Annotated in this window: 21 protein-coding genes, 1 tRNA gene and 1 pseudogene; 8 read left to right on the top strand and 15 right to left on the bottom strand. The window is 54.8% G+C overall.

Going from position 1 to position 22837, the window contains the following annotated elements:
* Window positions 1-211 precede the first annotated feature (211 nt).
* Entirely contained in the window at window positions 212-1015 is an 804-nt protein-coding gene (gene dkgB, locus ACKWMY_RS12995) for a 2,5-didehydrogluconate reductase DkgB (RefSeq protein ID WP_098928608.1), read from the top strand.
* Window positions 1016-1062: 47 nt separating this feature from the next.
* Here the strand turns inward: dkgB and ACKWMY_RS12990 are convergent, their stop codons facing one another.
* The 5 genes from ACKWMY_RS12990 to ACKWMY_RS12970 are packed head-to-tail and all read right to left on the bottom strand — an operon-like array spanning window position 1063 to window position 5395.
* Window positions 1063-1374 carry a PTS lactose/cellobiose transporter subunit IIA gene (locus ACKWMY_RS12990; RefSeq protein WP_024483598.1) on the bottom strand — a complete coding sequence of 104 codons (312 nt, stop codon included), beginning with the start codon at window positions 1372-1374 and terminating at the stop codon, window positions 1063-1065.
* A 1-nt stretch (window position 1375) separates the two neighbouring features.
* Entirely contained in the window at window positions 1376-1687 is a 312-nt protein-coding gene (locus tag ACKWMY_RS12985) for a PTS sugar transporter subunit IIB (protein WP_024483599.1), read from the bottom strand.
* Window position 1688: 1 nt separating this feature from the next.
* Window positions 1689-3149, bottom strand: a complete 1461-nt coding sequence (locus tag ACKWMY_RS12980; RefSeq protein ID WP_409486408.1) for a leucyl aminopeptidase family protein — start codon at window positions 3147-3149, stop codon at window positions 1689-1691.
* A complete protein-coding gene (locus ACKWMY_RS12975; RefSeq protein ID WP_409486407.1) occupies window positions 3142-4107 on the bottom strand; it encodes a N(4)-(beta-N-acetylglucosaminyl)-L-asparaginase in 966 nt (321 codons plus the stop codon). The genes ACKWMY_RS12980 and ACKWMY_RS12975 overlap by 8 nt, the downstream gene beginning before the upstream one ends.
* A gap of 1 nt (window position 4108) precedes the next feature.
* Window positions 4109-5395: a PTS sugar transporter subunit IIC gene (locus tag ACKWMY_RS12970; protein ID WP_024529031.1), complete on the bottom strand. Its 1287-nt coding sequence runs from the start codon at window positions 5393-5395 to the stop codon at window positions 4109-4111.
* A gap of 178 nt (window positions 5396-5573) precedes the next feature.
* On the opposite strand from ACKWMY_RS12970, the gene ACKWMY_RS12965 reads away from it, so the two are divergent.
* Window positions 5574-6446 carry a hypothetical protein gene (locus tag ACKWMY_RS12965; protein ID WP_409486406.1) on the top strand — a complete coding sequence of 291 codons (873 nt, stop codon included), beginning with the start codon at window positions 5574-5576 and terminating at the stop codon, window positions 6444-6446.
* Here ACKWMY_RS12965 and yafC read toward each other — a convergent pair.
* Window positions 6443-7333 (bottom strand): DNA-binding transcriptional regulator YafC, encoded by an 891-nt coding sequence (yafC, locus tag ACKWMY_RS12960; RefSeq protein WP_074031743.1) that lies wholly within the window; start codon window positions 7331-7333, stop codon window positions 6443-6445. The two genes, ACKWMY_RS12965 and yafC, sit on opposite strands and share 4 nt — an antisense overlap.
* 105 nt (window positions 7334-7438) lie before the next feature.
* On the opposite strand from yafC, the gene ACKWMY_RS12955 reads away from it, so the two are divergent.
* Together ACKWMY_RS12955 and ACKWMY_RS12950 are read left to right on the top strand one after the other, a co-directional pair.
* The gene (locus ACKWMY_RS12955; protein WP_074031744.1) at window positions 7439-8614 is read left to right on the top strand and encodes an MFS transporter; all 1176 of its coding nucleotides are present in this window, start codon (window positions 7439-7441) and stop codon (window positions 8612-8614) included.
* 229 nt (window positions 8615-8843) lie between these two features.
* On the top strand, window positions 8844-9638 hold the full coding sequence (locus ACKWMY_RS12950; RefSeq protein ID WP_024483606.1) for an endonuclease/exonuclease/phosphatase family protein: 795 nt from the start codon (window positions 8844-8846) through the stop codon (window positions 9636-9638).
* A gap of 55 nt (window positions 9639-9693) precedes the next feature.
* On the opposite strand, the gene mltD is transcribed toward ACKWMY_RS12950, so the two are convergent.
* Together mltD and gloB are read right to left on the bottom strand one after the other, a co-directional pair.
* Window positions 9694-11067, bottom strand: a complete 1374-nt coding sequence (gene mltD / locus ACKWMY_RS12945) for a murein transglycosylase D (protein WP_037434951.1) — start codon at window positions 11065-11067, stop codon at window positions 9694-9696.
* Window positions 11068-11138: 71 nt separating this feature from the next.
* On the bottom strand, window positions 11139-11894 hold the full coding sequence (gene gloB / locus ACKWMY_RS12940; RefSeq protein ID WP_074031745.1) for a hydroxyacylglutathione hydrolase: 756 nt from the start codon (window positions 11892-11894) through the stop codon (window positions 11139-11141).
* Window positions 11895-11937: 43 nt separating this feature from the next.
* On the opposite strand from gloB, the gene ACKWMY_RS12935 reads away from it, so the two are divergent.
* Entirely contained in the window at window positions 11938-12657 is a 720-nt protein-coding gene (locus ACKWMY_RS12935; RefSeq protein ID WP_024529025.1) for a class I SAM-dependent methyltransferase, read from the top strand.
* Here the strand turns inward: ACKWMY_RS12935 and rnhA are convergent.
* A pseudogene (gene rnhA / locus ACKWMY_RS12930) lies at window positions 12654-13240 on the bottom strand (ribonuclease HI). The gene ACKWMY_RS12935 and the pseudogene rnhA sit on opposite strands and share 4 nt — an antisense overlap.
* Between rnhA and dnaQ the strand changes: the two are divergent.
* Both dnaQ and ACKWMY_RS12920 read left to right on the top strand, forming a co-directional pair.
* Complete coding sequence (gene dnaQ, locus ACKWMY_RS12925; RefSeq protein ID WP_021181966.1) at window positions 13194-13940, top strand: DNA polymerase III subunit epsilon; 747 nt, start codon at window positions 13194-13196, stop codon at window positions 13938-13940. The pseudogene rnhA and the gene dnaQ sit on opposite strands and share 47 nt — an antisense overlap.
* Before the next feature lie 154 nt (window positions 13941-14094).
* Window positions 14095-14171: transfer RNA gene (locus ACKWMY_RS12920), tRNA-Asp, on the top strand.
* A 111-nt stretch (window positions 14172-14282) separates the two neighbouring features.
* On the opposite strand, the gene ACKWMY_RS12915 is transcribed toward ACKWMY_RS12920, so the two are convergent.
* The 6 genes from ACKWMY_RS12915 to ACKWMY_RS12890 form a co-directional block, all read right to left on the bottom strand.
* Window positions 14283-14432, bottom strand: a complete 150-nt coding sequence (locus ACKWMY_RS12915) for a hypothetical protein (protein WP_161629486.1) — start codon at window positions 14430-14432, stop codon at window positions 14283-14285.
* Window positions 14433-14463: 31 nt separating this feature from the next.
* Window positions 14464-15468: a LacI family DNA-binding transcriptional regulator gene (locus ACKWMY_RS12910; RefSeq protein WP_074031746.1), complete on the bottom strand. Its 1005-nt coding sequence runs from the start codon at window positions 15466-15468 to the stop codon at window positions 14464-14466.
* Between the two features lie 30 nt (window positions 15469-15498).
* Window positions 15499-16899 (bottom strand): sucrose-6-phosphate hydrolase, encoded by a 1401-nt coding sequence (locus tag ACKWMY_RS12905; protein WP_409486405.1) that lies wholly within the window; start codon window positions 16897-16899, stop codon window positions 15499-15501.
* Complete coding sequence (locus tag ACKWMY_RS12900) at window positions 16899-18269, bottom strand: sucrose-specific PTS transporter subunit IIBC (protein WP_074031748.1); 1371 nt, start codon at window positions 18267-18269, stop codon at window positions 16899-16901. Before ACKWMY_RS12900 ends, ACKWMY_RS12905 begins: the two co-directional genes overlap by 1 nt.
* Before the next feature lie 137 nt (window positions 18270-18406).
* Complete coding sequence (locus tag ACKWMY_RS12895; protein ID WP_211136343.1) at window positions 18407-19924, bottom strand: carbohydrate porin; 1518 nt, start codon at window positions 19922-19924, stop codon at window positions 18407-18409.
* A gap of 165 nt (window positions 19925-20089) precedes the next feature.
* A complete protein-coding gene (locus ACKWMY_RS12890) occupies window positions 20090-21013 on the bottom strand; it encodes an aminoimidazole riboside kinase (protein ID WP_024529020.1) in 924 nt (307 codons plus the stop codon).
* Between the two features lie 496 nt (window positions 21014-21509).
* On the opposite strand from ACKWMY_RS12890, the gene ACKWMY_RS12885 reads away from it, so the two are divergent.
* On the top strand, window positions 21510-22832 hold the full coding sequence (locus tag ACKWMY_RS12885; RefSeq protein ID WP_409486404.1) for a condensation domain-containing protein: 1323 nt from the start codon (window positions 21510-21512) through the stop codon (window positions 22830-22832).
* The last annotated feature ends 5 nt before the right edge of the window (window positions 22833-22837 follow it).

The following is a 22837-nucleotide window of genomic DNA, read 5'->3' as shown; positions in this document are numbered from 1 at the left end:
ATTGATAAGCCCTGAGTCTCTGACTCAGGGCTTTTTCATTTGCTTAAATTAATCTCTTCAACGACTAATTCCTGCCTCAATTAGCGTCAATTTCTGATTATTGTTGCCTGCCAATCAAAAGTCTTATGCACAATAGGGCGTTTTTGATCAACAAAACTGCTGCCATAATCCTCTCAAGCTGTTTTGATAAACAAACCGAGAGAACACAATTATGAGCATCCCTGCATTTGGCTTAGGTACCTTCCGCCTGCAAGATCAAGTGGTGATCGATTCCGTTAGCACCGCTCTGGAACTGGGCTACCGTGCCATCGACACCGCACAAATCTATGAGAACGAAGCGGCCGTCGGCCAAGCTATCGCAGCCAGTGGCGTGAAACGTGAAGAGCTATTTATCACAACCAAAATCTGGATCGCCAACCTGGGCAAAGACCAACTGATCCCTAGCCTGCAAGAAAGCCTGAAAAAGCTGCAAACCTCCTATGTGGATCTGACCTTGATCCACTGGCCGTCACCGAACGATGAAGTCTCGGTTGCCGAGTCTATGGCGGAGTTGGTGAAGGCTAAGGAACTCGGACTGACGCGTCAGATTGGTATTTCCAACTTCACCGTTGAACTGATGCAGCGCGCTATTGATGCGGTGGGGGCTGATGCGATTGCCACCAACCAAATCGAACTCTCACCGTATCTGCAAAACCGTCAGGTGGTTGAATTTGCGCAACAGCATGGCATTGCTATCACTTCCTATATGACGTTGGCTTATGGCAAGGCGTTGCAGGATGAAGTCATCAATAATATCGCCAAGCGCCGTGATGTGACCGCCGCTCAGGTGATCCTGGCTTGGGCTATGCAACTGGGATATGCGGTGATCCCGTCCTCGACCAAGCGTGAAAACCTGGCGAGCAACCTGTTGGCCCAGCAACTGACGCTGTCTGATGATGAAATGGCGGCGATTGCTGCATTGGAATGCAATGGCCGCCTGGTTAGTCCGGAAGGTCTGGCACCAAACTGGGATTGATAGGTTGGCCGTCTGTGGGTTTGAGGCCACAGACGGCTTAGCTGGTTTTAACGAGCGATCTTTTGGTGCAGGGCGATAATCTCACGGCCCATTTCCATCAGCATAATCGCGTTCATCAGATGGTCCTGTGCATGGACCATCACCAGATGAACCGGGATTTTACCGCTGCCTTCGTCCATTTCGATCAGTTTGGTCTGCACGTGATGAGCGCCAGAGAGTGCCTCCTGCGCTTGCTGCATATACTGTTCGGCCTGCACGAAGTCTTCTTCTTCGCGTGCACAGCGCATGGCTTGAAACACCAGACTGCGGGCGTAACCCGCATTGGCAATCAGCTCCATCACTTCGTTTTCCAAATCCATATCAGGCTTCCTCAATCAGCGCCAGGGCTTGATCCAATACCTTGTCACCCTTCATGGTGCCGTAGGCCATCATATCGATGCAGGCGACTTTTTTATGGTGCTCGTGGGCAATCTTCTCGCACTCGGCCAGCTTATAGCGGATCTGCGGCCCCAGCAGTGCGACGTCAAATTCGGTTACCGCCGTTTTGTATTCACGGATCGATTTGGCGCAGATCTCGGCGTCAATGCCGCGCGCTTTGGCTGCTTCTTGCATCTTTTTCACCAGCAGACTGGTGGACATACCCAAGTCACACACTAACAGGATCTTTTTCATGTTATTTCTCCAGGCGTTCCAGCAAATGCTGGATTAAAAGTGGGATCGGTCGGCCAGAGGCCACGCTACGGCCATTTTCGCGCCACAACGCAGTGCCGCTGATATCAAGGTGTGCCCAGGGAATATTCGCTGGGCTGAAACGACTTAGGAAGTAGGCGGCGGAGGTACTGATCGCCGCATTGTTGGTCGGCGTGTTACACAGGTCGGCAATATGACTCTCGACCTGTTTGCTGAAGCGATCGTCCAACGGTAATGACCACAGAGGATCGCCACTGCGCAAGCCTGCCTGAGTGAGATCGTGACGCAGGTTTTCATCCTCGGTCATCATGCCACTAAGATCGTAACCCAAGGCCTTGACCACCGCGCCGGTGAGCGTAGCCAGATCGATCACGTATTCAGGTGGCCGCTGATTATTGGTCAACCTGCTGGCGTAGGCGATGCCATCCGCCAGCACCAGTCGCCCCTCAGCATCGGTGTTGTTGATCTCCACGGTTAAGCCGCTGTAGCTGGTTGCGACATCGCCAGGGCGCATCGCTGCCGGGCCAATCATATTTTCGGCCAGCGCCAGTACGCCAACCAGACTGACCGGCAGCTTGAGTTCTGCCACGGCCAGCATCAGGCCAAAGACGTTAGCTGCGCCGCACATGTCATATTTCATGGTGTACATGCCATCGCCGCCCTTTAGCCACAGGCCACCGGTATCGAAAGTGATACCTTTGCCCACGTAGGCGCTGAAGGGGCCAGTGACGCTCCCCTGGTAACGTATCACCACCAGACGCGGAGGATTATCGGCACCTTTACCTACGGCCTGTAGCAAGCCCAGACCTTGTTCAGCGATCTGCTGTTCATCCAACACTTCGCAGCTCAGGCTAGGATAGGGGGCAATCTGGCGGGCGATCTCGCTGGCAAAGAATGCCGGGGTGCAGCGATCGCTTGGCGTGTCGGCAATGCGTCGTGCTGCCTTCATCCCTATGGCGGTGGCAGTTGCTTGAGACAGGCGTGGCTCGAGAGTGGCTCGCTGCTCCGGCTGGCAATAGAACACCAACTCCTGGATACGCGGTGTGGGTGACGCTTCTGCCTTTTTCAGCCCGAGATCGCTCAGTTGGTAATCCAGGTTGAACAGGAAATGCAGCAGAGGGTTCAGTGCCGGCAGGCTGCGGTGATCAAACGCCGTGCAGTCGACAATCAACTGCGTACTAGTACCACTGCGTAGTAGAGGACGCAGTGCGGTGACCAGCTTGCTGGTTTGCCCATCGAACCAGAACGTTTTTGGCAACAGCGTGACGCGGCCTGCCGGAGCACAGCCATAGGCGCAGTCGGCGGTTTGCTGCTGGGCGGTGGCATGGAGTTCCTGTACCAGGGCTGCATTGCAGGGTAATTGCAGTGGGCTGCCGGGGTAGCTAATCACATGGCTGTTAACTCCCCATACGGGGATTTCACTCTGTAACCGATATTTAATCAAAATGGATCTCCTCAATCGGCGCGCGAATGCGCTCGGCATAGTCGGCTAGCCATTGCTCGCTGGCTGGGGTGAAGTGGGTATGCTCGGCGCGGCGTTCTGCCAGGTACACCGTTGGTGGCTGGATAGCGCTGGCGACCACAAACGAGAAAGTTTTGATATTGGTAGAAATACCGAACTCCCCTTGCCGATTCATACAGACTACGGAGAGATCGCCCACCCGGCCAAAGCGGGCTATCAGCCGATCTTCCAACTCGAAGACGACCGAATCGGCTGCCTGTTGTGGCGTCATACCTTGCTGCATACGACGCACGATCTCATAGCTGGTGCAACCTTTCATCAGGTCTTCACCCACGCCCGTGGCGGTTGCGGCGCCGATCTGGCTGTCACAGTAGAAACCGGAACCAATCACCGGTGAATCACCCAGGCGGCCACGACGTTTCATAAACAACCCGCTGGTAGACGTGGCCACGCTCATTGAACCATGCAGATCGAGGCCGATAATGCCGACGGTATCGTGGCCATCGTAGGGGCTAAGGCCCTTATCGATGGTTTCGCGGCAGCGCTTACGATAGTGCTGGGTTGCACGCTCGGTGAGCATGGTCTTGTCGGCAAAACCCTGGCTAAGGGCCCACTCACGTGCGCCAGCTCCCACCAGGACGCTGTTGAAGCGTTCGCGGCTCAGCGCCTGGGCAACCTTCACCGGGTTAGCGATATCCACCAGGTTGCCAACGGCACCAAAGGCCAGCGTATCACCATCCATAAAGGCCGCATCCAGTTCTACCTCACCATTTTCGGTAGGGAGACCACCGTAACCGACAGATTTATAAAACGGAAAATCCTCCACTTCCGCCACCGCGCTAACCACGCTATGTGTGGCGCTTGCCCCGGCTTTCAGCGCTTCACTGGCCTGGGTGACGCCTTCCAGTGCCATACGCCAGGTTGCAATCATTCCCCACATATCAAACTCCTGATGTTTCGGCTGCGCGATACTGTTTGTCCAGAATGCGCAGGAAAGGCAGATAAAGCATGGCACCGATCAGCAGGTTAACGATCTGCATCAGGCTGCCACTCAAATGGCCGGTCACGATAAAGCCACTGATCACCGGCGGTAGCGTCCAGGGGATAAACACCCCGGTAGTGACGGCGACAGCCCCCACCTTCATCGCCACGTATTGCACGGTAACCAACACCACCGGCACCAGGTTGAAGGGGATCAGCATGATGGGGTTCATGATCACTGGCAGGCCAAACAGGATCGGTTCATTAATGTTGAAGATTGAAGCTGCGGCCCCCATGCGGCCTACTTCGCGAATACTATTGCTACGGGCAAAGAACAGAATGGCGATCACCAGCGACAGGGTGGCACCAGCACCGCCCATCCAGACCATATCGAAGAACTGTTCGGTGACGATGTGCGGTGGCGTGACCCCGGCCTGGATAGCGGCGATGTTGTCGGTCTGGTTTTCCATCCACAGCGGGCGGATGATGCCGTTGACCATCGAACCAGAGTTGATCCCCACCGACCATAGGATGGTGATACTCAACACCGTCAGCAGAGCGCCAATGTAGGAAGTGCCAAAGTGACGTACCGGCGTGGCGACTACGTTATAAATAAACTGATGAATGGTTTGGTAGCTGGTGTGTTCGAACAGAATACGGATCGCCAGCACCAGAATGATCACGAACAGTGCAGGCAGCAGAGCGGCGAAGGATTCCTGTACCGCAGGTGGCACGCCTTCGGGCATTTTGATGATTAGCTTGCGGCGCTTGAGGTAGCAGAACAGTTCGGTCCACAGCAGTGAGCCGATCATCGCCACAAACAGCCCCTTGCTGCCGATCCACTCGGTCGGGATCACATTGATATTGCCCAAGGCTTCTACCTTGATAAACGGCGTGAGGATCAGGAAGCATACCAGCGACAGAATACCGCTGGAGACGCGATCCTCATCATAATGTTCCGCCAGGCGGTAAGCGGTAAGGAAACTGACGAACAGCGACATGGTGGAGAACACCGCGTTGAACGGGATCTCGATGATATTGCTCCAACTGGCACCAAACAGGCCCGCCATAAACTGCTGGTAACCCTGATTGGGGAACGATGAGATCACCAGCAGGATCGAGCCGACGATAATGAACGGCATAAAGGAAACATAGGCACCGCGAATGGCACACAAATGCCGCTGCTGTGCGGCCTTGGCCGCCAGAGGCATCAGCTTGGCTTCAAGAAATCCCAGAGCGTTGTTCATGGTAAACCCCATAGGTATGCGTATTGGAGGAAACAGGTAAGGGTGGCGACTTATTGGCTGGGATTATCAGTGAATGGATTTTAAAGAAAGGTGAATCAGTTCACAGTGTGAGGTGAATTTATAAAATATCTCACAAGATTAGTTATGATGAGGCATCAATTTTAGTGTGGAGTCTACGATGGAAATCAAGCTACATGCCAATGCGACCACTACCCCACGAGTACGGCGTTATATCCAGCAATCGGATAAAAGCGATCGCGTATTGGCGCAGGAGCTGGGTATTTCCGTGGCGACGGTACGCCGTTGGCGGCAGCGCCAGGATGTCGCCGATCGCCATACGGTGCCCAAGAGCCTTCGCAAGGCACTGACAGACGAACAGAGTTTGCTTATCAACTGGCTGAGACAAAAATTACAGCTGCCGCTGGATGAGCTGGTGGTGGTGGTGGTTCAGGGTATGCAACAGCCGATCTCCCGTGCGGGCTTGGATCGCTATCTGCGCGGTGTGGGCCAGCGTAGTGAGGCAGAAAATAGGGCGCTACGAGGTAAAAAGGCGGTAAAAGCGGGTGAACTGCCGGGAACTCTCGCTCTTTTTTATCAACGAATTAGCCTATCGGCCGAAGATGGCGGCGAGCAACACCTCTTGTGGGCCGAAGAGAAGGTCAGCGGCTGGCTGAGTGCACGAGCCTTTGCGGGAGCCTCGCCGATGCTGGTGGTCAACTGGCTGAAGGAACTGTTACCGCACTGCCCGGGTGATATACAATCTATTGAGACTGAAAATAAAAAGCTGTTCGGCAATAGCGAGTCTCAGGCCCATCCCTTACAGCTATGGTGTCGGGAGCAGGGGATAAGGTTGCAACAACCCGCGCTACCGCAAATGGAGATTGTGCTGCGGCTCGAAAGCCAACTGGCGGACCTGTTACCAGTAGCGGAGAACTCTTCGCTGGATGTTGTGCTGCAAGCGCTCTGTGCCAGCTATAACCAACACTGGCCGCAGAAGAAGCTGGGTGGCCTGACTCCCACCACATTCTGGTTACAACATCGGACAGGTTAGCGAGGTGTGAGGCTTTCACTAAGAAAGTCGATAAAGCTGCGCAGGCGGTTGCTTACGGCGCTGTCGCTGTAATAAACCGCATTGACCGGCACGGCAACCGGCAGTGTCTCCTTGACCAGGATCTGCACTAAATCCCCACGCTGGATATCCTCATCGATCATAAAGTTCGACAGGCAGGCGATACCGTTGCCATGTAGGCAAAGGTGGCGCTGTGTTTCTCCGCTGTTGGTGGTCAACCCCGGAGTGATCTCCAACTGCCGGCCATCGGCGCAGGCTAATGGCCAACGGTTCAGGTTGGGCAGATCGTTGAAGCCGATGCAGCAGTGTTGCGCCAGATCCTCCACGCTTTGCGGGGTACCGAACTGCTGCAGATAGGCGGGTGACGTCACAATTTTTCGATAGCTGGTCATCAGTTTGCGGGCCTTCAAACTTGAGTCTGTCAGTTCCCCCACGCGGATGGCAATGTCGACCTTGCGCTCAATCAGGTTGATAAAGGTTTCTGAAGAGACCAGCGAGAGCGACATTTCCGGGTAGCGGGCACGAAACTCGCCAACCAATGGGGTCAGTACGTGCAACACGACCGGCGTTGCGGCATCCACGCGCAACAGGCCCTGGGGCCGCTGGCGGCTCTCCATCAGCGCATTTTCCGCCGCGGCCATATCGCTCAGGACTTTCTGCACCTGGCGGAAATAGTTTTCTCCCTCCTGCGTCAGGCTTATCTGGCGGGTGGTGCGATTGAGCAGCGTGACCCCCAGCTTGCTCTCCAGCTTTTTTACCGTACGGCTGACCACCGAGTTTGCCTGTTCCAAGTGCTCCGCCGCGCGGCTGAAGCTACCGCATTCCACCACGGTGACAAAGGTGATCAGTTCATCCGAATTTGCCTTCATTGTTGCTCCATCAGCAAAATTTATTTGAAATTTTGAGCATTTTTATCATTTAAGCACAGGCAGATAATCACCGCTATCAACCCGAACGCTATTTTGGAGTTAGCAATGCCTCTCGCTTTACTTGCCTTGACCATCAGTGCCTATGCCATCGGCACCACGGAGTTTGTGATTGTCGGATTGATCCCGACCATCGCCGAGCAGTTGAACGTCACTGTGCCCTCTGCAGGGTTGCTGGTGACCCTTTATGCCATTGGGGTGGCGATCGGTGCTCCGGTACTGACTGCATTAACCGGCCGAGTGCCGCGCAAGATGCTGCTGGTGGGCTTAATGGTGCTGTTCACCCTTGGCAATCTGCTGGCCTGGCAGTCACCGAGCTATGAGTCACTGGTGGTTGCTCGTTTACTGACTGGCCTGGCACACGGGGTGTTTTTCTCAGTGGGTTCAACCATTGCGACTAGCCTGGTAGCCAAAGAGAAGGCGGCAACGGCCATCGCCATCATGTTTGGTGGCTTGACCGTTGCGCTGGTGACCGGCGTGCCGCTAGGCACATTTATCGGCCAGCACTTCGGCTGGCGTGAGACCTTCCTGGCGGTGTCGTTGATTGGAATGGTGGCGATTATTGCCAGCCTGATCCTGATCCCGAACAACATCAAGAACCAGGCCAGTGCCAGCATCCGCGATCAGCTGCAAGTGCTGACTCACCCGCGCTTGCTGCTGATTTACGCCGTGACCGCATTGGGCTACGGCGGGGTATTTACGACCTTTACCTTCCTGGCACCGATGATGCAGGAGCTGGCTGGTTTTTCGGCTCCGGCCGTCAGTTGGATTTTGCTGGCCTATGGCATTGCGGTAGCTATCGGTAACATCTGGGGGGGCAAGCTGGCCGACCGTCATGGCGCGGTACGTGCATTGAGCTTTATCTTTGCCGCGTTAGCCGCCTTGCTGTTGGTGTTTCAGTTTACCGCCAGCCACAGCGTCGCTGCGCTGCTGACGGTGGTGGTAATGGGGGTATTTGCCTTTGGCAATGTGCCAGGCTTGCAGGTTTATGTGGTGCAGAAGGCTGAGCAGTACACGCCGAACGCGGTAGACGTTGCTTCTGGCCTGAATATTGCGGCTTTCAACGTGGGGATCGCACTGGGATCAGTGATTGGTGGACAGACCGTAGCCTCACTAGGGTTGGCGCAAACGCCTTGGATCGGCGCGCTGATTGTGGTGGGGGCGTTGTTGTTGATCGGCCTTAGTGGCCGTTTGGATAAACGCTACCAACAGCAGTTCGCCTGATCCCATCTAGCCCCTTTCTTCTTGGCCCGCATTAGTGGGCCTTTTCGCATTCAGCGCGAACCTTTACAGACACATACACAGCATTGATTGAAATCGGCCCGCCTTGCCCCTATAACTGGATCTCTAAAAGCCATGTTGGCAGAGCCGCTCAGGCGTATACTCAATTTAGTCTTGGTAGCCATGTTGCTATCAACGTGATTTTCATCCGAACGGGAAATAGGCGAATAACGTGCCGAAACGAACTTATGCAATGAGGTATGTTGCGGGCCAGCCAGTTGAACGGATTTTCCCTGGTGCCATCAATCAGCCGCTACCGCCGGGGGCTGCGTTGCCTACGTCTGGTGCGCTGCGGGTGATGGTATGGAATATTTTCAAACAGCAGCGTGCCGATTGGCTTTCGGTGTTGAAAGACTTCGGTAAAGATGCGCAGCTGGTGCTATTGCAGGAGGCGCAGACCACGCCGGAATTGGTCAGCTTTGCCACCTCTAACTATCTGGCGGCCGATCAGGTGCCCGCCTTTGTGTTGCCGCAACACCCTTCCGGTGTGATGACGCTGGCGGCCGCACATCCGGTGTATTGTTGCCCGTTGCGCGAACGGGAGCCGCTGCTGCGTTTGGCCAAGTCGGCGTTGATCACCGTCTATCCTTTATTAGATGGTCAACTGTTGATGGTCGTGAATATCCACGCGGTGAACTTTAGTCTGGGAGTGGATGTTTACAGCAAGCAGCTTGGCCCGATTGGTGAGCAGATCGCCCTCCATCGGGGGCCGGTGATCATGGCGGGGGATTTTAACGCCTGGAGCCGCAAGCGTATCAACGCGCTGTATCAATTTGCCAGCGATATGGCGTTGCACGAGGTCAACTTCGCCGACGATCATCGCCGCAAAGCTTTTGGCCGTCCGTTGGATTTTATCTTTTACCGCAACCTGGGCGTTACAGAGGCCTCGGTGCTGGTGACTCAGGCCTCAGACCACAATCCGCTGCTGGTGGAGTTCCATTCGCAAACCGATAAACCGGTCTGGTAGCGAAATTTGGCCAATAAAAAAGCATCCCGAGGGATGCTTTTTTTGTAGCGAAAACTTAGGTTTCCGGCGACGATTTGTTGCTGACAAACAGCGTCAGCTTCACACCGGGTTGCAGACTGCTGCCTTTGCCGAGCGTTGAGTTCCAACGCATCACGTCGTTAATTTCGACGCCGTGACGACGTGCAATGCTGGATAGCGAATCACCTTTACGTACTTGGTAGGTGATGCTGCTGTTATCTCTGGCATTGCTGGCCACTTGCAGGGTTTGCCCAACTTTCAGCGTGCTCTTGCCACGCAAATTGTTCCAACTCTGCAAATCGCTGGTCTTAACGTTCAACCGTTTGGCGATGGTGGATAACGTATCGCCGGAGCGAACCTTATACGCACTTCCGCCTGACAGGCCGCTGTTCTTCGCCAACTGGGTGGTTGGTAATGTCGCAGCTATCTGTCCGTCGGCCAACGAGTCTTTCAACTGTGCGGCATTCTTTTTGGGAACCATGATGTAATGGGGCCCATTAGGTGCCGTAACGCCTTTCTTGTAGCCAGGGTTATAAGCCTTCATCTTGGTGAGAGAAAGCCCAGACATCTCTGCCGCCTGAGTCAGCTGGATCTGCTGCCCGACATCAATACGCGCCAGTGCACGGGTTTCGTCAGTTTTTGGCAACTTGACGCCGTACTTTTTGCTGTGCTTGATGATATCGCTCAGTGCCAGCATTTTCGGGACATAGATTGACGTTTCACGCGGAAGCGACAATGCCCAGAACTCGGTGGACTTACCCTGACGTTTATTCGCCTTAACCGCCTGCATGACTCGGCCTTCACCACTGTTATAAGCAGCGACGGTCAATAACCAGTCACCGTCAAACATGCGGTTCAAACGCTCCATCATGTTAAGCGCAGCGGTCGTCGAGGCCACAACATCACGGCGCCCGTCATACCACTGATTGTTTTTCAAACCATAATTGCGACCCGTTTGCGGCACGATCTGCCATAGCCCTGCGGCATTGGCACTTGACGTGGCGTGAGGGTCAAAAGCGCTCTCCACTATGGGTAGCAGTACCAGTTCCATCGGCATATTGCGTTTCTTAATCTGCCCGACTATCCAGTACATGTACGGCTCTGCCCGTAATGTTACATCGTGGAGATAGCTCTTACTTTTTAAATATTTTCTTTTCTGTTCACGGATCCGGTCGTTTTCCGGAACCTCCATCTTCAGCTCGTCGCTAATGAAGTTCCACAGGTTCTGCTGAGCGGCGCTACTGTTACTGTCTAGCCACCGTGCCGAACTCGCTGTGTACTCTCCTGCTTCACTTTCTTGACCTGCCGAAGACAGACTCTGTGCATGTTGCTTTGGTGCCGGTACATCCTGCCAGGATGACTGGCAACCAACCAACAAGACCGAGGCGAGAAGTATCGCTTTAGCCTTCATGTGTGTGTCAATATAGTTGCTTAAAAGACGAGCAAGGATACTTTGCTTCGCCAAAAAACACAACTAAAAGCTTAGAAGGCATCCTTGCGCAGGCGTAATTCGGAAAAAACCGAATGAAGCTGGCTCGGTGGCGAATTAAAGCCTATTTCCTTTTGTAAATCAGTGTCATGGCAGCGTAAAAATAGATTAATTTTACGCTCTAATTGCAACGTTGTGGGCACGCTGGGTACGCCTTTTGCCCTTGATTGCTCAATTTGTTGCTGATATGTTTCAATTTGGCGGTCTTGCGGCAAAATTGTCCTGGCAAACTTAAGGTTTGAGAGCGTGTACTCATGTGCGCAACAAATTAGGGTTTCGTCGGGAAGTTGCGCGAGCCGTTGAAATGAGTGGTACATTTGTTCTGCAGTCCCTTCAAAAAGCCGTCCGCAGCCCGCTGAAAAAAGCGTATCTCCACAGAAAAGATAAGGTGCACTGTAGAATGCTACGTGTCCCAGGGTATGCCCTGGAACCGCGATGGTAGTGTAGCTACGCCCACCAATTTCCAGGATATCGCCATCCTGAACCAACCGATTTGCTCCCTTATTGGCGGTTTCCTGGGGGCCATACACCGGCAGATCCGGATATTGCGCAACGATTTCCGCTACGCCGCCGACATGGTCGTGGTGGTGGTGGGTCAATAATATGGCGTCGGGGGTCAGTTGCCGTTGGGACAACGCCGCCAATACCGGGCCAGCTTCGCCGGGATCGACGATCACGCATCGCCCTTGCTGGTTAGCCAATAACCAAATGTAATTGTCCTGAAAAGCGGGAATGCTGATAAGATTCATGGAACACCTCTCGTTGGCAATGGCTTGAAAGAGATACTAAACCATGAAACCAGCCCAGACTCTAGAAAAGCTCACTAGCCCTTACTCCTGGGCCGGGTTGCCGTGGGGCGAATACTATCGTGAGGGGTTGGAGCAGCAGTTGCAGCCCTGGTGGCCCAAGATGTTTGGTTTCCATCTGTTGAAGATCGGCAATCTCAGCGCCGAGTTGGATAGCGAAAAGTGCGCCATCTCGCATCAGGTTAACGTGGGATTGGCCGGGGATAACCTGCATGTTCAGGCCGATCCTTATCAACTGCCCTTTGCAGCCAAGTCCGTCGATGCCTGCCTGTTGGCCCATACGCTCTCTTATGCCGATGACCCACACCGTATGTTGCGTGAGGTCGATCGCGTCATGATTGACGATGGCTGGCTGGTGATCAGCGGTTTCAATCCTTTTAGCCTGCTAGGTCTGGGGAAGCTGATCCCCCGGTTGCGCAAACACCAGCCTTACGTCAGCCGGATGTTTACCCAGATGCGCCTGTTGGACTGGCTCAGCCTGCTTAATTATGAGGTGTTGGATCAGACGCGCTTCCATGTATTGCCTTGGCAGCGCAAGGGAGGGACTTTCTTGAGTACGCATTTACCGGCGCTTGGCTGTATGAGCGTGATTGTAGCCCGCAAGCGAACCTTGCCGCTGACGCCAACGCCGATGAAAGTGGGGGCGAGGAAACACTCTCTCAGCCGCGCAGTGGGCGCGACCAAGAGTTATCGCAAACTGCCTTAAGCTTCGGGCTTGTAGCCAACGTCGTCCTGCGTTGGGCTGCCTGCCGCATCACGTGCCAACACGTCACAACGTTCGTTTTCCGGGTGGCCGGCATGGCCTTTGACCCATTCCCAACGGATGGTATGGCGGGCAATCGCCAGATCGAGGCGCTGCCAGAGATCGACGTTTTTCACCGGTTTTTTGTCGGCGGTTTTCCAGCCGCGCTTTTTCCAGTTGTGGATCCAACTGGTGATCCCTTGGCGGACGTATTGGCTATCGGTGCTCAGCACCACTTCGCAGGGGGTGGTCAAGGCTTCGAGCGCCACAATGGCGGCCATCAGCTCCATGCGGTTATTGGTCGTCAGGTAATAACCCGCGCTGAACAGTTTCTCGTGCTGTTTATAACGCAAAATTGCGCCGTAACCGCCGGGGCCTGGATTACCAAGGCAAGAGCCGTCGGTGAAAATTTCTACCTGTTTAAGCATCTCTGGTAGACTCTTCCTATCAGTTTTATAAAAACCAAGTCTGACATAAACCAGCGCCATGAGCACAGCATTATGATCTCTACACCAACCAGACAGATCGTTCTCGATACCGAAACCACCGGTATGAACAAGCTAGGGGTTCACTACGAAGGCCACCGCATCATTGAGATCGGGGCCGTTGAGGTGATCAACCGTCGCCTGACCGGGCGCCATTTCCACGTTTACGTCAAGCCGGATCGGCTGGTGGATCCGGAAGCCTATGGCGTACACGGTATCAGCGATGAGTTCCTGGCGGATAAGCCTACTTTCGATCAGATCGCCGCTGAATTTATCGACTTTATCCGTGGTGGCGAATTAGTCATTCATAACGCAGCGTTCGATATCGGCTTTATGGATCACGAGTTCCGTATGTTGCAGCGAGATATCCCGAAGACGGAGACCTTCTGCACCATTACCGACAGCCTGTTGATGGCGCGCCGCCTGTTTCCAGGCAAGCGTAACAACCTCGATGCGCTGTGCAACCGTTATGAGATAGACAACACCAAGCGAACGCTGCACGGCGCTTTGCTCGATGCCGAGATCCTGGCGGAAGTCTATCTGGCGATGACCGGTGGCCAGACCTCGATGGCTTTCCAGATGGAGGGGGATACCCAGCAGACGGATTCAGCCCAGGATATCCAACGCATCCAACGCCCGGCTACGGCGATGAAAGTGATCTATGCCAGTGACGCAGAATTGCAGGCTCACGAATCACGTCTGGATCTGGTGCAAAAGAAGGGCGGTAGTTGCCTGTGGCGTGGTGGCGCAGCAGCCGAATAACAGCCTCTCGGGATAGAAATGACGCCTAAGCGGCATAATTAACGCGTGTTCGTTGAAAAACTGTGCAAACGACTCTTTTTATAAGAAAAGACGTTGACGGAATGGCGAGGCAACCGTAATATTCGCCTCGTTCCCCCGCAAGAGGGAACGTTGCGGAGCGGTAGTTCAGTTGGTTAGAATACCTGCCTGTCACGCAGGGGGTCGCGGGTTCGAGCCCCGTCCGTTCCGCCAACATTCAGGGCCATGTTATTAACTAACGTGGCCCTTTTTCTTTGCTAAAATTTCCACTATGCCATTGCCGTCTGGCTCGCATTCGCTTGTATCCTTTTTATTTGGATTCCTTCAGATTTTCATTTTGCCGCTTGGCGTGCTGACAGCATCGCAGGATACCCTCGTCGCCCCTCTGACGTCCGCCATCGAACGTAACTGCAAGGGATCGCCATTCAAAACCGCCTGCTGGCGGAAGACGAAGCCAGCAACATCGCTTTCCATCTAGTGAGGCATACTGGCCTTGATGCGTAAATTAACGATGGCGAATTTGCAGGGCTGCGGGCAGGTAGCGCTGTAGCGGCTCAGGCGTGTTGTCGTCGATAAGCTGGCTGATCAGATCGTAGCAGTGCCAGGCCAACTGGCGGTTGTCCTGCTGCACGGTGTCGATACGCAGCGACAGCGAATCATACAGATAGTGATCGTCAAAGCTCGCCAGATGGATGTCGCAATCGAGCAAATGATGTTGGCTCATATAGCGCAGCACCCCTTCCAGCAGCCCGCAGGCGGCGGTAAACAGCGCCTTTGGCGGACGGCCGAGACGGGCGCAGAGTGCGGCGAACATCTCATAGCCGGAACTGGGATGATAGTTGCCGTTGATCACCCATTCCGGACGCAGTTGAATGCCTGCCTGTGCCAAACCCTGAGTAAAGCCCGCCAGACGGTCGCGTGATGGTGAGAGCCGTGGCTGACCGCCTAAAAACCAGAACTCATCGCTATGCTGAGGTGCGATGCGAGAAATCAGCTCTGCCGTCGGGGTAATAGAATCGGTCATCACCAGCGGCAGGCCACTTTCATTCGGGCAACGGTCAAACAGCACCACCGGCAACTGCTCGCTAAGTTTCAGGTAGTCGGCGTCGTTATGCATACAGGACGCGACGATCAGTCCATCGACCTGACGAGCAATCATATTATTGACCACCATACTCTCCTGACCGGGGTTTTCGTCGGTACAGGAGATAAGCAGCTGGATGCCCGCCTCGCGGCACAGCATCTCAAGCTCGTGGGAAAAGACCGCAAAGCCGTAGTTGGTGATCTCCGGTACTACCAGCCCGATGGTGTGGCTGCGGTTATCGCGCAGCGAGCGGGCGTGAATGCTCGGCTGATAGTGCTGCTCGCGGGCAATTGCCTGCACGCGCTCGCGCGTTTCCTGCGCCACGCGTAGCTCTTTGCCACGCCCGTTAAGCACCAGGCTGGCGGTCGCTTTGGAAACGCCAGCCAGTTCGGCGATATCTTTAATGGTAACGCGTTTGGTTTTCATTACGACGCCATGAGCCTGAAAGCAAAACGCTTATTCTACCATGCATGTCCGCAGCGGCCAGTAACAGAATGCGCCGGGCATTTTGCCCGTGAAAATCAGCTGTGCCGGATAGTTCGGGAAGTAGCGGCTGCTCATCACCCCTTCACCTTCGTTGATGAAAATTTCCACGCTCGACTGGTCGATGAAAATACGCAGCGAGCGGATCGTACCGCGCCAGTAGCGATAGTGCGTTTCGTCGCTGGCGAGGCTGCGTCGCGCCAGGCGGATGCCGTTGGCATCGCACTCCAGGGTTAACGCGCCGCCGAAATCGATGTTTAACGCGTCGTGGCAGGTAGTTTCCAGGGTGATTTCCATCGGAACCAACGGCAGGGCGGCTTCCTGCCAGCCGTGCGCTTTGCCGCGCAGAGCGGTCAGTTCACGCAGTGGGCGCTGATAGAGCCTACCGTCGATAAACTCCAGCTCGCGCAGGCAGGTCATCTGATGGATCCAGCCGTTGGCACGCGTCGGCTGGAGCACCTCTTCGCCGTCCGGCACGCCCATCCAGCCGACCAGCAGGCGGCGGCCGTCGCTAGTCTGCGTAGTTTGCGGGGCGTAAAACTCGAATCCGGCGTCCAGTTCGTGCAGCTCATGGTGTTTGAAGGTGCCGCTGGCGTAGTCGAAAGCACCGGCCATCCACACCGCCGGGTAGGTATTGAGATAGCGCTCTTTCTCTTGAGCGATCCCCTGCGGGCAGCAAATCAGGACATGCTGGTCGCCGAGTGGAAACAGGTCCGGACACTCCCACATATAGCCCGCGTTACGCAGGCCATTGATGCCGCATCCGGCGATTTCACCTTTGGCCATCCACTGATGGAGGTCTGTGGAGCTGAACAGTAGCACCTTGCCGCGTTTTTGCAGATCCTGTGCTCCCAGCACCATGTACCAGCGGCCTTCATGCTGCCAGACTTTCGGGTCGCGCACGTGACCGGTATAGCCTTCCGGCAGCGGCAACACCGGGCCGAGTTTACTGAAGGTACCATCGGCGTTTTCCGTCGCCAGGCATTGCCATGCGGTTCGGCTACCATCGGCAAATTTGACGTTGCCGGTATAACACAGGGTTAGCGTGCCATCGTTATCCACCGCGCTGCCGGAGTAGCAGCCGTTGCGGTCATACTCTTCGTCAGGCATCAGCGCGATCGGTTCATGCTGCCAGTGCAGCAGATCGGCTGAACTCCAGTGCGCCCAACATTTGAACTTGTGATCGCAGGCGAGCGGATTCCACTGATAGAACAGGTGATAGCGTCCGGCAAATTCGACAAAACCGTTGGGATCGTTCATGAGCCCTGTCACGGGCGCAGGGTGCCAACGGGGGTAGTGGCTATCGGCCAGCGCGCGCGGCTGGCCCTGCATAACTGCCTGCAAAATTGCAGGCAAGCGTGATGGAAGTGACATTATTCGGCGTCCGTTTTGTATTTCAGTACCAGAGAGACCACAAAAGCGACGCCAAAGGCGATGGCCATCCCGATAATGTAGTTCAGCAGCGAGCTGGCCTGCACGATGGCCATGCCAGGGATTGCCGTAAGGCCAACCGCGGTCATGTAGACGTGCATTGACACCACCCAAGCGCCGCCCGCCGCGCCGCCGATCAGCGCGGCGATAAACGGCTTCACAAAGCGTAAATTGATACCAAAAATCGCCGCTTCGGTGATCCCCAGCATGGCAGAAAATGCCGAGGGCAGAGTAATGGCTTTGATTTTCGCATCTTTGGTTTTAAACCATACCGCCAGACAGGCGCCGCCCTGGGCGACGTTGGCCATGGCCCAAATCGGCAGCAAGAAATTGACGCCGATGGACGGGTTGCCCAGCAGCCCGGCTTCGATGGCGTGGAAACTGTGGTGAATACCGGTAATCACAATCACCGAATAAAGACCGCCAAACAGCAGCCCGGCCAGCCAACCGGCATGGCTAATCAGTGTGCTGAGGACAAACGAGATGCCGTCGCCGAGCGCGCGACCGGCCGGGCCGATAATCAACAGGGCGATAAAACCGGAAATGATCACCGTCAGGAACGGCGTCAGGATCAGATCCAGCGCATCGGGAATGACGCGACGAAGCTGTTTCTCAACGATGCTCATAAACCACACCGCCAGCAGCACCGGGAACACCGTGCCTTGGTAGCCGATCATGGCAATTTCAAGACCGAAGAAGTTCATGGTGTGGAAACCGGCAGCTACGCCCCAGGCATTGGTCAGCGCCGGGTGGGTCAGAATGCCGCCGAGCGTCGCGCCAAGATAAGGGTTACCGCCAAACTCGCGGGCAGCGGTAAAGCCAATCAGGATCGGCAGAATAATAAACGCCGCCGAGCTGCACATATCCAGTATGATGTAGATGGCGTTGTTTGGGTCAACCCAGCCGTAGGTTTTGACCATTCCCAGCAGGCCCATCAGCAGGCCGGAGGCGACGATTGCCGGGATAATCGGTACGAAGATATTCGACAGCAGGCGGGCGATACGCTGGAAAGGGTTCAGCTTTTTTGCCGCGATGTCGGCGGTTTCCGATTTGCTGGACTCACTAATACCTGCTGCTTGGATAAAGGCGGCGTAGACTTTATTCACCACCCCGGTGCCGAAAATAATCTGCATCTGTCCAGCGTTACGGAAGCAGCCCTTAACCCCTTCGATTTTACTGATGGCCTGCTGGTCGGCCAGTGAATCATCTACCAGCACCAGACGCAGGCGCGTGGCGCAGTGCGCGGCACTGGCGATATTTTCTTTACCTCCCAAAAGCGGAAGCAGCGAGTGGGAGATCTGTTTAAAATCCATAGTACCCTCTGAATGCGTATGATTTACGTGTTTTGTGCCCGTGGCGACGGGTGCGCAGTTTCTGCGTCATTATTGTGTTCGGGGCGACAAAATGCGCTTTGTCGCCCCGGTTGTTTCTGTCGTCAGGTTTTTAACCGTCAGAACCAGGTTTCCATCTGAATACCGAAATTCCACTCACCGCCAGCGGTGAAACCGCTGCTGCCGAAGGAGTCATCGCTGGCGTAGTTATCCAGCTTTTTGCTCCAATCCATCCAGGTGGCGAACAGGCGCAGCTCGGGACGGTTGAAGAAATCACCGATGTTGCCTGCTTTAAACGTCGGGGCGAAGGTGAGTTTATAGAAACTGCCGTTAACAGCGTTGCGATCTTTGTAGCCTTCGGGATGCAGATCCATGTATTGATAGCTGCCTTCGTAGGCGAGTGCGAAGTTCTGGGTGATCTCCTGGATCAGACGCATGTTAAAGGTGACCCATTCGTAGCTATCCCCTTTGACGTAACGGTCTTTGCTGCTCTGTGCCAGTACCGCCGGGGCGATATGCCAGCGTTCGCTAAGCGGCGTGGTGCCGTAGCTGGCAAAACGCCAGGTATTGGCATCAGAGAGGAGCGCACCGTCGGAGCCGATGCCTTTGACTTCCGCTCCCAGACCGTGACCATAGAGCAGCGCGGTTTTGCTGCTGCCTTCACGCAGACCGTAGAAACTGTCGTTATGCAAGCCAACCAGTGCATGCACGCCGTTATTGGCAGCGTCGGTCTGGATGGCATTGCCGTTGTCATCTTTACGGTCGTCGTTATCTTTAGCTCGCAGGCCGCTCACCATTACCTGCACCGGACCGATAAAGTGGTTCATGCTCAGAATGTAGTTCTGCACATTGTTATCGACATTCTCCAGATCGCCGAAGTTACGCCCATAAATAGAGAAATTGCTGCGAACGCTATCGTTCCACTTCACGTCGTAAATACCGCCACCGGTTCCCGCGAGGAACACCACGTCGGAATCGAGCCAGTGGATATCAAAGTTGTCGCGGTCGAAACGTTTACCGGCCCACAGCGTGGAGCCTTTAAACGGTCCCTCAAAGCTCGGTAAACTGCCGAGTTCGGCAAACGCCTGGCGGATATTCAGGTCGCTGGAGTCTGCCGACCAGTCGTTATAGGTTTTTTGTCCATCGGCCAGCATCGCTTTGAAGCGGGTGGTCGTGCCATTATCCAGCGTCTGTTTATGCTCGAGATTCAGTTCGACGTAGGTATCGGCTTCGTTGCCCAAACGGCCGATAGCGCCGCCGGTTTCTCCGGCTGGCGTCAGGTAAGGGCCGCTTTTGCTGCTGGAGGCTGCGTCGTTCATTAACAGACCGGAGCGGGCATAGCCGTGGAACTCAAAGCCGCTTTTCTCATCGGCCTTCTTCTCAAGCTTTGCGGTCCGCTGAGCGACTTCCCGCGTGGTGTCCTGGTTTTTTTGCTGCTGCGTCGTGAGCTGCTGGACTTTTTTCTCCGCCGACTCGGCGCGGTTTTCCGCCGTTTGCGCTCTGTTTTCAGCATCCTGCAGGCGTTTTTCCAGCGCTATCAGACGGGCTTCTATGGTACTGAGATCCGTTTGCGCGTGGGCTGAGCCGGTGCCGGTTAGCAAAGCGATAAGAACCGCGAGTGTGCTTTTTTTATACATGCTGGTCGCATCCCAAAAGTAAAATTGAAAGGTGTGTGTTTTTGCTAAACCGGTTTTATTGCTATGTTAAACATGACCTGCAAGATCTGGGAATATAATTTGCTAAACCGGTTTAATAAGTGTGATAGATGCAACAAAGTGGGCCGCGCAGGGCGGCCTGAAGGATCAACACTGGCGATTAAGATCGCGCTGGTAGGGGAGGGCGGTCATCGCACCTTTGGCCGTTGTGGCCAATGCACCACAGGCTTGTGCCAGAGTGAGCGTGGATTCCAGTGAGGCGATGTCCGTCGGCATCCCTTGCGTAGAAAGGCTGACGAGCAGGCCAGCGACAAAAGCGTCCCCCGCGCCGGTGGTATCCACGCTGGCAACGGGTTTAGTGCGGAAATGGGTGAACTGCTGCTGAAATGCGGCGAGTACCCCCGCTTTACCTTGAGTGACCAGCAACAATTCAGGCTGATAACGTTCAGTTACCTTGGCGATTCCCTGTGTTAGATCATCACTGCCGCTGATCAATACCAGCTCCTCTTCCGAGAGCTTTACCACGTTTGCCAGGCGCAGGGCGCGATCGAGGCAGGCGTGCAACAGGTCCTGCTCTTGCCAGAGGTCCTGGCGAATATTGGGGTCAAAGCTGACCCGGCCTCCGGCTCGTTTGATCTGCTCCATCGCCTTGAAGGTAGTGCTGCGGCTGGGTTCGGCGCTGAGCGCGATGGAACACACGTGTAACCATTGATTGGCGGCAAATTCCGGTAGATCTTCCTCTGTCAGAAACAGGTCTGCACTGGGACGCACCATAAAGGTAAACGTCCGCTCGCCCTGATCGTCAAGGTCGACTACTACGGTGGAGGTGCGGTGTTGACTGTCGAGCCGCATATTGCTGACGTCGACAAGCTCCTGTTGCAGAGTATGGCGCATAAAGCGGCCAAACGGATCGTCGCCGACGCGCCCGATAAAGCCGCTGTTGCCGCCAAGGCGGGCGACGCCTACCGCCACGTTAGCCGGTGCGCCGCCAGGGCATTGCAGCAGGCGGCCCTCACTTTCCGGTAGCAGGTCGACGACTGCGTCACCTAGAACCCAAACTTTTGTATTCATGCTGATATTTCTCTTTAGCTAAACTTAATTAAACCGGTTTAGCACATTAAAGCATAGTGGCAGAATGAGGGGAACGTCACATTCGAAAAATTGCGAGCCAGGGCAAAAATGAGTGGGTCGGCAAAGGGCTGGCATTCTGCAAGCAGGGGGAGCGCCAGCCCAGGCTTATAATCAGGTTCAAAGAGATGCTATCCAGTGGCAGATTCACAAAGCATACGGCTTTGTTTTTCTATTGTACCGTCTTCATCTTTCCTCCCTTCGTTGGTTTTAGCTGAAAATGCAGCAAAGATATTTCATTTTTTATTGATAATGATTACTATTTCCATCAATGGGTGGGCCACTCATCCTGTCAGATCGTGCAACCTATTCTTTTTATTTTCAGTGCTGAGCATGTCGTGAGCCATATATCGTTCTCTGAGGTGAAGCTGGGCGTTCACCGGGTGGTGAATAAAACGCCGCTGTTTCACAACACTGAAAAACTGAAAAGGGATGGAACATGTTGGAAACTGTTCAGTCAGTCCGTTGGTTGCCGCTGACACCGGCACAGTTTGATTTTTGGGAGGAGTTTAGCTTTCACCCGCATCAGCCCGTCTCTACCGTTGCCCACCGCATTACGCTACGCGGCGAACTTGATGAGCTGGGGCTGTTAGCGGCGTTGGAGCAGGTTGTTGCTGAAACCGATGTTTTTACCATCCAGTTTCAACTGCCTGACAATGACGAACTACCGCTACAGCGCTGTAATCCCCAACTGCGTCCTCAGGTACGTCTGCTTGAGTTACAACAGACCGATGTTGCCGAGTCGATGATGCAGGCCGACATCGAGCGTCAGCTCAATTTGCTGAGTCAGCCGCTGGCGGTCGTTTGGTTGATCCGCTTTGCACCTACGCATTACACCGTATATATCCGGGCACATCACATTATTATTGATGGTTTCGGCATGGCGCTAATCGAACATCGTCTCGCTGAGCTTTACCGCGCCCGCCTGCAAAAATCCACCGCTAGCCAACCTTTCCACGCGTTTTATGATTTTCTGGCTGAAGAGCAGCGGTACGCCAGTAGCGAAAAGTCGCGGCAGGACGCCGAGTATTGGCGGCGATATGTTACCAACGCGCCTTCGCTCCCGGTTCTGCAAAAGGGAGGGGAGGACTACGGTGCGGAGTGTCTGCACAGCGAAGCGGTACTACCTGAGCGTTTTAGCCAGCAGTTGAGCACCTTTTCCGAGCGCTGCGGTACAGGCTGGCCGGATTTGCTACTGGCACTTTCCGCTGCCTGGCTGACGTTTCGGCTTTATGGGGAAAACAAGGCTGAGGTACAGCCAATCTGGGTGCCCGTTATGAATCGCCGTGGGATGGTGGCCGCCAGCGTCCCAGCGTTGGCGGTGAATATTCTGCCGCTGTTTGTTCAGGTCGAGCCACTGGAGAGGGTTGTGGACTACGTCAAACGCACCGCGAAATCGTTGCGAGACCTGCGTGCTCACGGGCGTTATCGTATTGAGACACTGGCCGCCGATCAGGGGTTGGGAAAAGGAACGCGTTACTTTTTCTCACCGTTGATCAACGTGCTTCCTTTCGATCCTCCGCTGTTTGCAGGCTGTGAAGCAGAGCGGGAAGTCATGGCGAGCGGCCCAGGGGATGGTTTTAACATTACCTGGCGTGGCCGTACGGATGCGAGCGAACTGCATATCGACATCGATGCCGATCCTGCGATGTATGCTTCGCTGAATGTCGAGGAGATGTTCACACACCTGCGCAGCTTCCTGAGCAGGGCGATGATGCCCGAAGCGGGACAGCAGCCGGTTTACCAACTGCTAAACCAATAAGATCT

The organism is Serratia sp. J2 (genome assembly GCF_046269175.1).
GTDB lineage: Bacteria > Pseudomonadota > Gammaproteobacteria > Enterobacterales > Enterobacteriaceae > Chania > Chania fonticola_C.
Note: the sequence above shows the minus strand (reverse complement) of the source record. Positions and strands in the feature narration are given on the sequence as shown.

Excerpts from the sequence above, each read along its gene's own strand:
- gloB (WP_074031745.1), bottom strand. The coding sequence starts at position 11,894 with ATGAATCTTATCAGCATTCCCGCTTTTCAGGACAATTACATTTGGTTA.
- ACKWMY_RS12885 (WP_409486404.1), top strand. The coding sequence starts at position 21,510 with ATGTTGGAAACTGTTCAGTCAGTCCGTTGGTTGCCGCTGACACCGGCA.
- ACKWMY_RS12890 (WP_024529020.1), bottom strand. The coding sequence starts at position 21,013 with ATGAATACAAAAGTTTGGGTTCTAGGTGACGCAGTCGTCGACCTGCTA.
- dkgB (WP_098928608.1), top strand. The coding sequence starts at position 212 with ATGAGCATCCCTGCATTTGGCTTAGGTACCTTCCGCCTGCAAGATCAA.
- ACKWMY_RS12900 (WP_074031748.1), bottom strand. The coding sequence starts at position 18,269 with ATGGATTTTAAACAGATCTCCCACTCGCTGCTTCCGCTTTTGGGAGGT.
- ACKWMY_RS12895 (WP_211136343.1), bottom strand. The coding sequence starts at position 19,924 with ATGTATAAAAAAAGCACACTCGCGGTTCTTATCGCTTTGCTAACCGGC.
- yafC (WP_074031743.1), bottom strand. The coding sequence starts at position 7,333 with ATGAAGGCAAATTCGGATGAACTGATCACCTTTGTCACCGTGGTGGAA.
- ACKWMY_RS12910 (WP_074031746.1), bottom strand. The coding sequence starts at position 15,468 with ATGAAAACCAAACGCGTTACCATTAAAGATATCGCCGAACTGGCTGGC.
- ACKWMY_RS12970 (WP_024529031.1), bottom strand. The coding sequence starts at position 5,395 with ATGAACAACGCTCTGGGATTTCTTGAAGCCAAGCTGATGCCTCTGGCG.
- ACKWMY_RS12975 (WP_409486407.1), bottom strand. The coding sequence starts at position 4,107 with ATGTGGGGAATGATTGCAACCTGGCGTATGGCACTGGAAGGCGTCACC.
- ACKWMY_RS12935 (WP_024529025.1), top strand. The coding sequence starts at position 11,938 with ATGAAACCAGCCCAGACTCTAGAAAAGCTCACTAGCCCTTACTCCTGG.
- ACKWMY_RS12915 (WP_161629486.1), bottom strand. The coding sequence starts at position 14,432 with ATGGAAAGCGATGTTGCTGGCTTCGTCTTCCGCCAGCAGGCGGTTTTG.
- mltD (WP_037434951.1), bottom strand. The coding sequence starts at position 11,067 with ATGAAGGCTAAAGCGATACTTCTCGCCTCGGTCTTGTTGGTTGGTTGC.
- ACKWMY_RS12985 (WP_024483599.1), bottom strand. The coding sequence starts at position 1,687 with ATGAAAAAGATCCTGTTAGTGTGTGACTTGGGTATGTCCACCAGTCTG.
- ACKWMY_RS12955 (WP_074031744.1), top strand. The coding sequence starts at position 7,439 with ATGCCTCTCGCTTTACTTGCCTTGACCATCAGTGCCTATGCCATCGGC.
- ACKWMY_RS12990 (WP_024483598.1), bottom strand. The coding sequence starts at position 1,374 with ATGGATTTGGAAAACGAAGTGATGGAGCTGATTGCCAATGCGGGTTAC.
- dnaQ (WP_021181966.1), top strand. The coding sequence starts at position 13,194 with ATGATCTCTACACCAACCAGACAGATCGTTCTCGATACCGAAACCACC.
- ACKWMY_RS12965 (WP_409486406.1), top strand. The coding sequence starts at position 5,574 with ATGGAAATCAAGCTACATGCCAATGCGACCACTACCCCACGAGTACGG.
- ACKWMY_RS12905 (WP_409486405.1), bottom strand. The coding sequence starts at position 16,899 with ATGTCACTTCCATCACGCTTGCCTGCAATTTTGCAGGCAGTTATGCAG.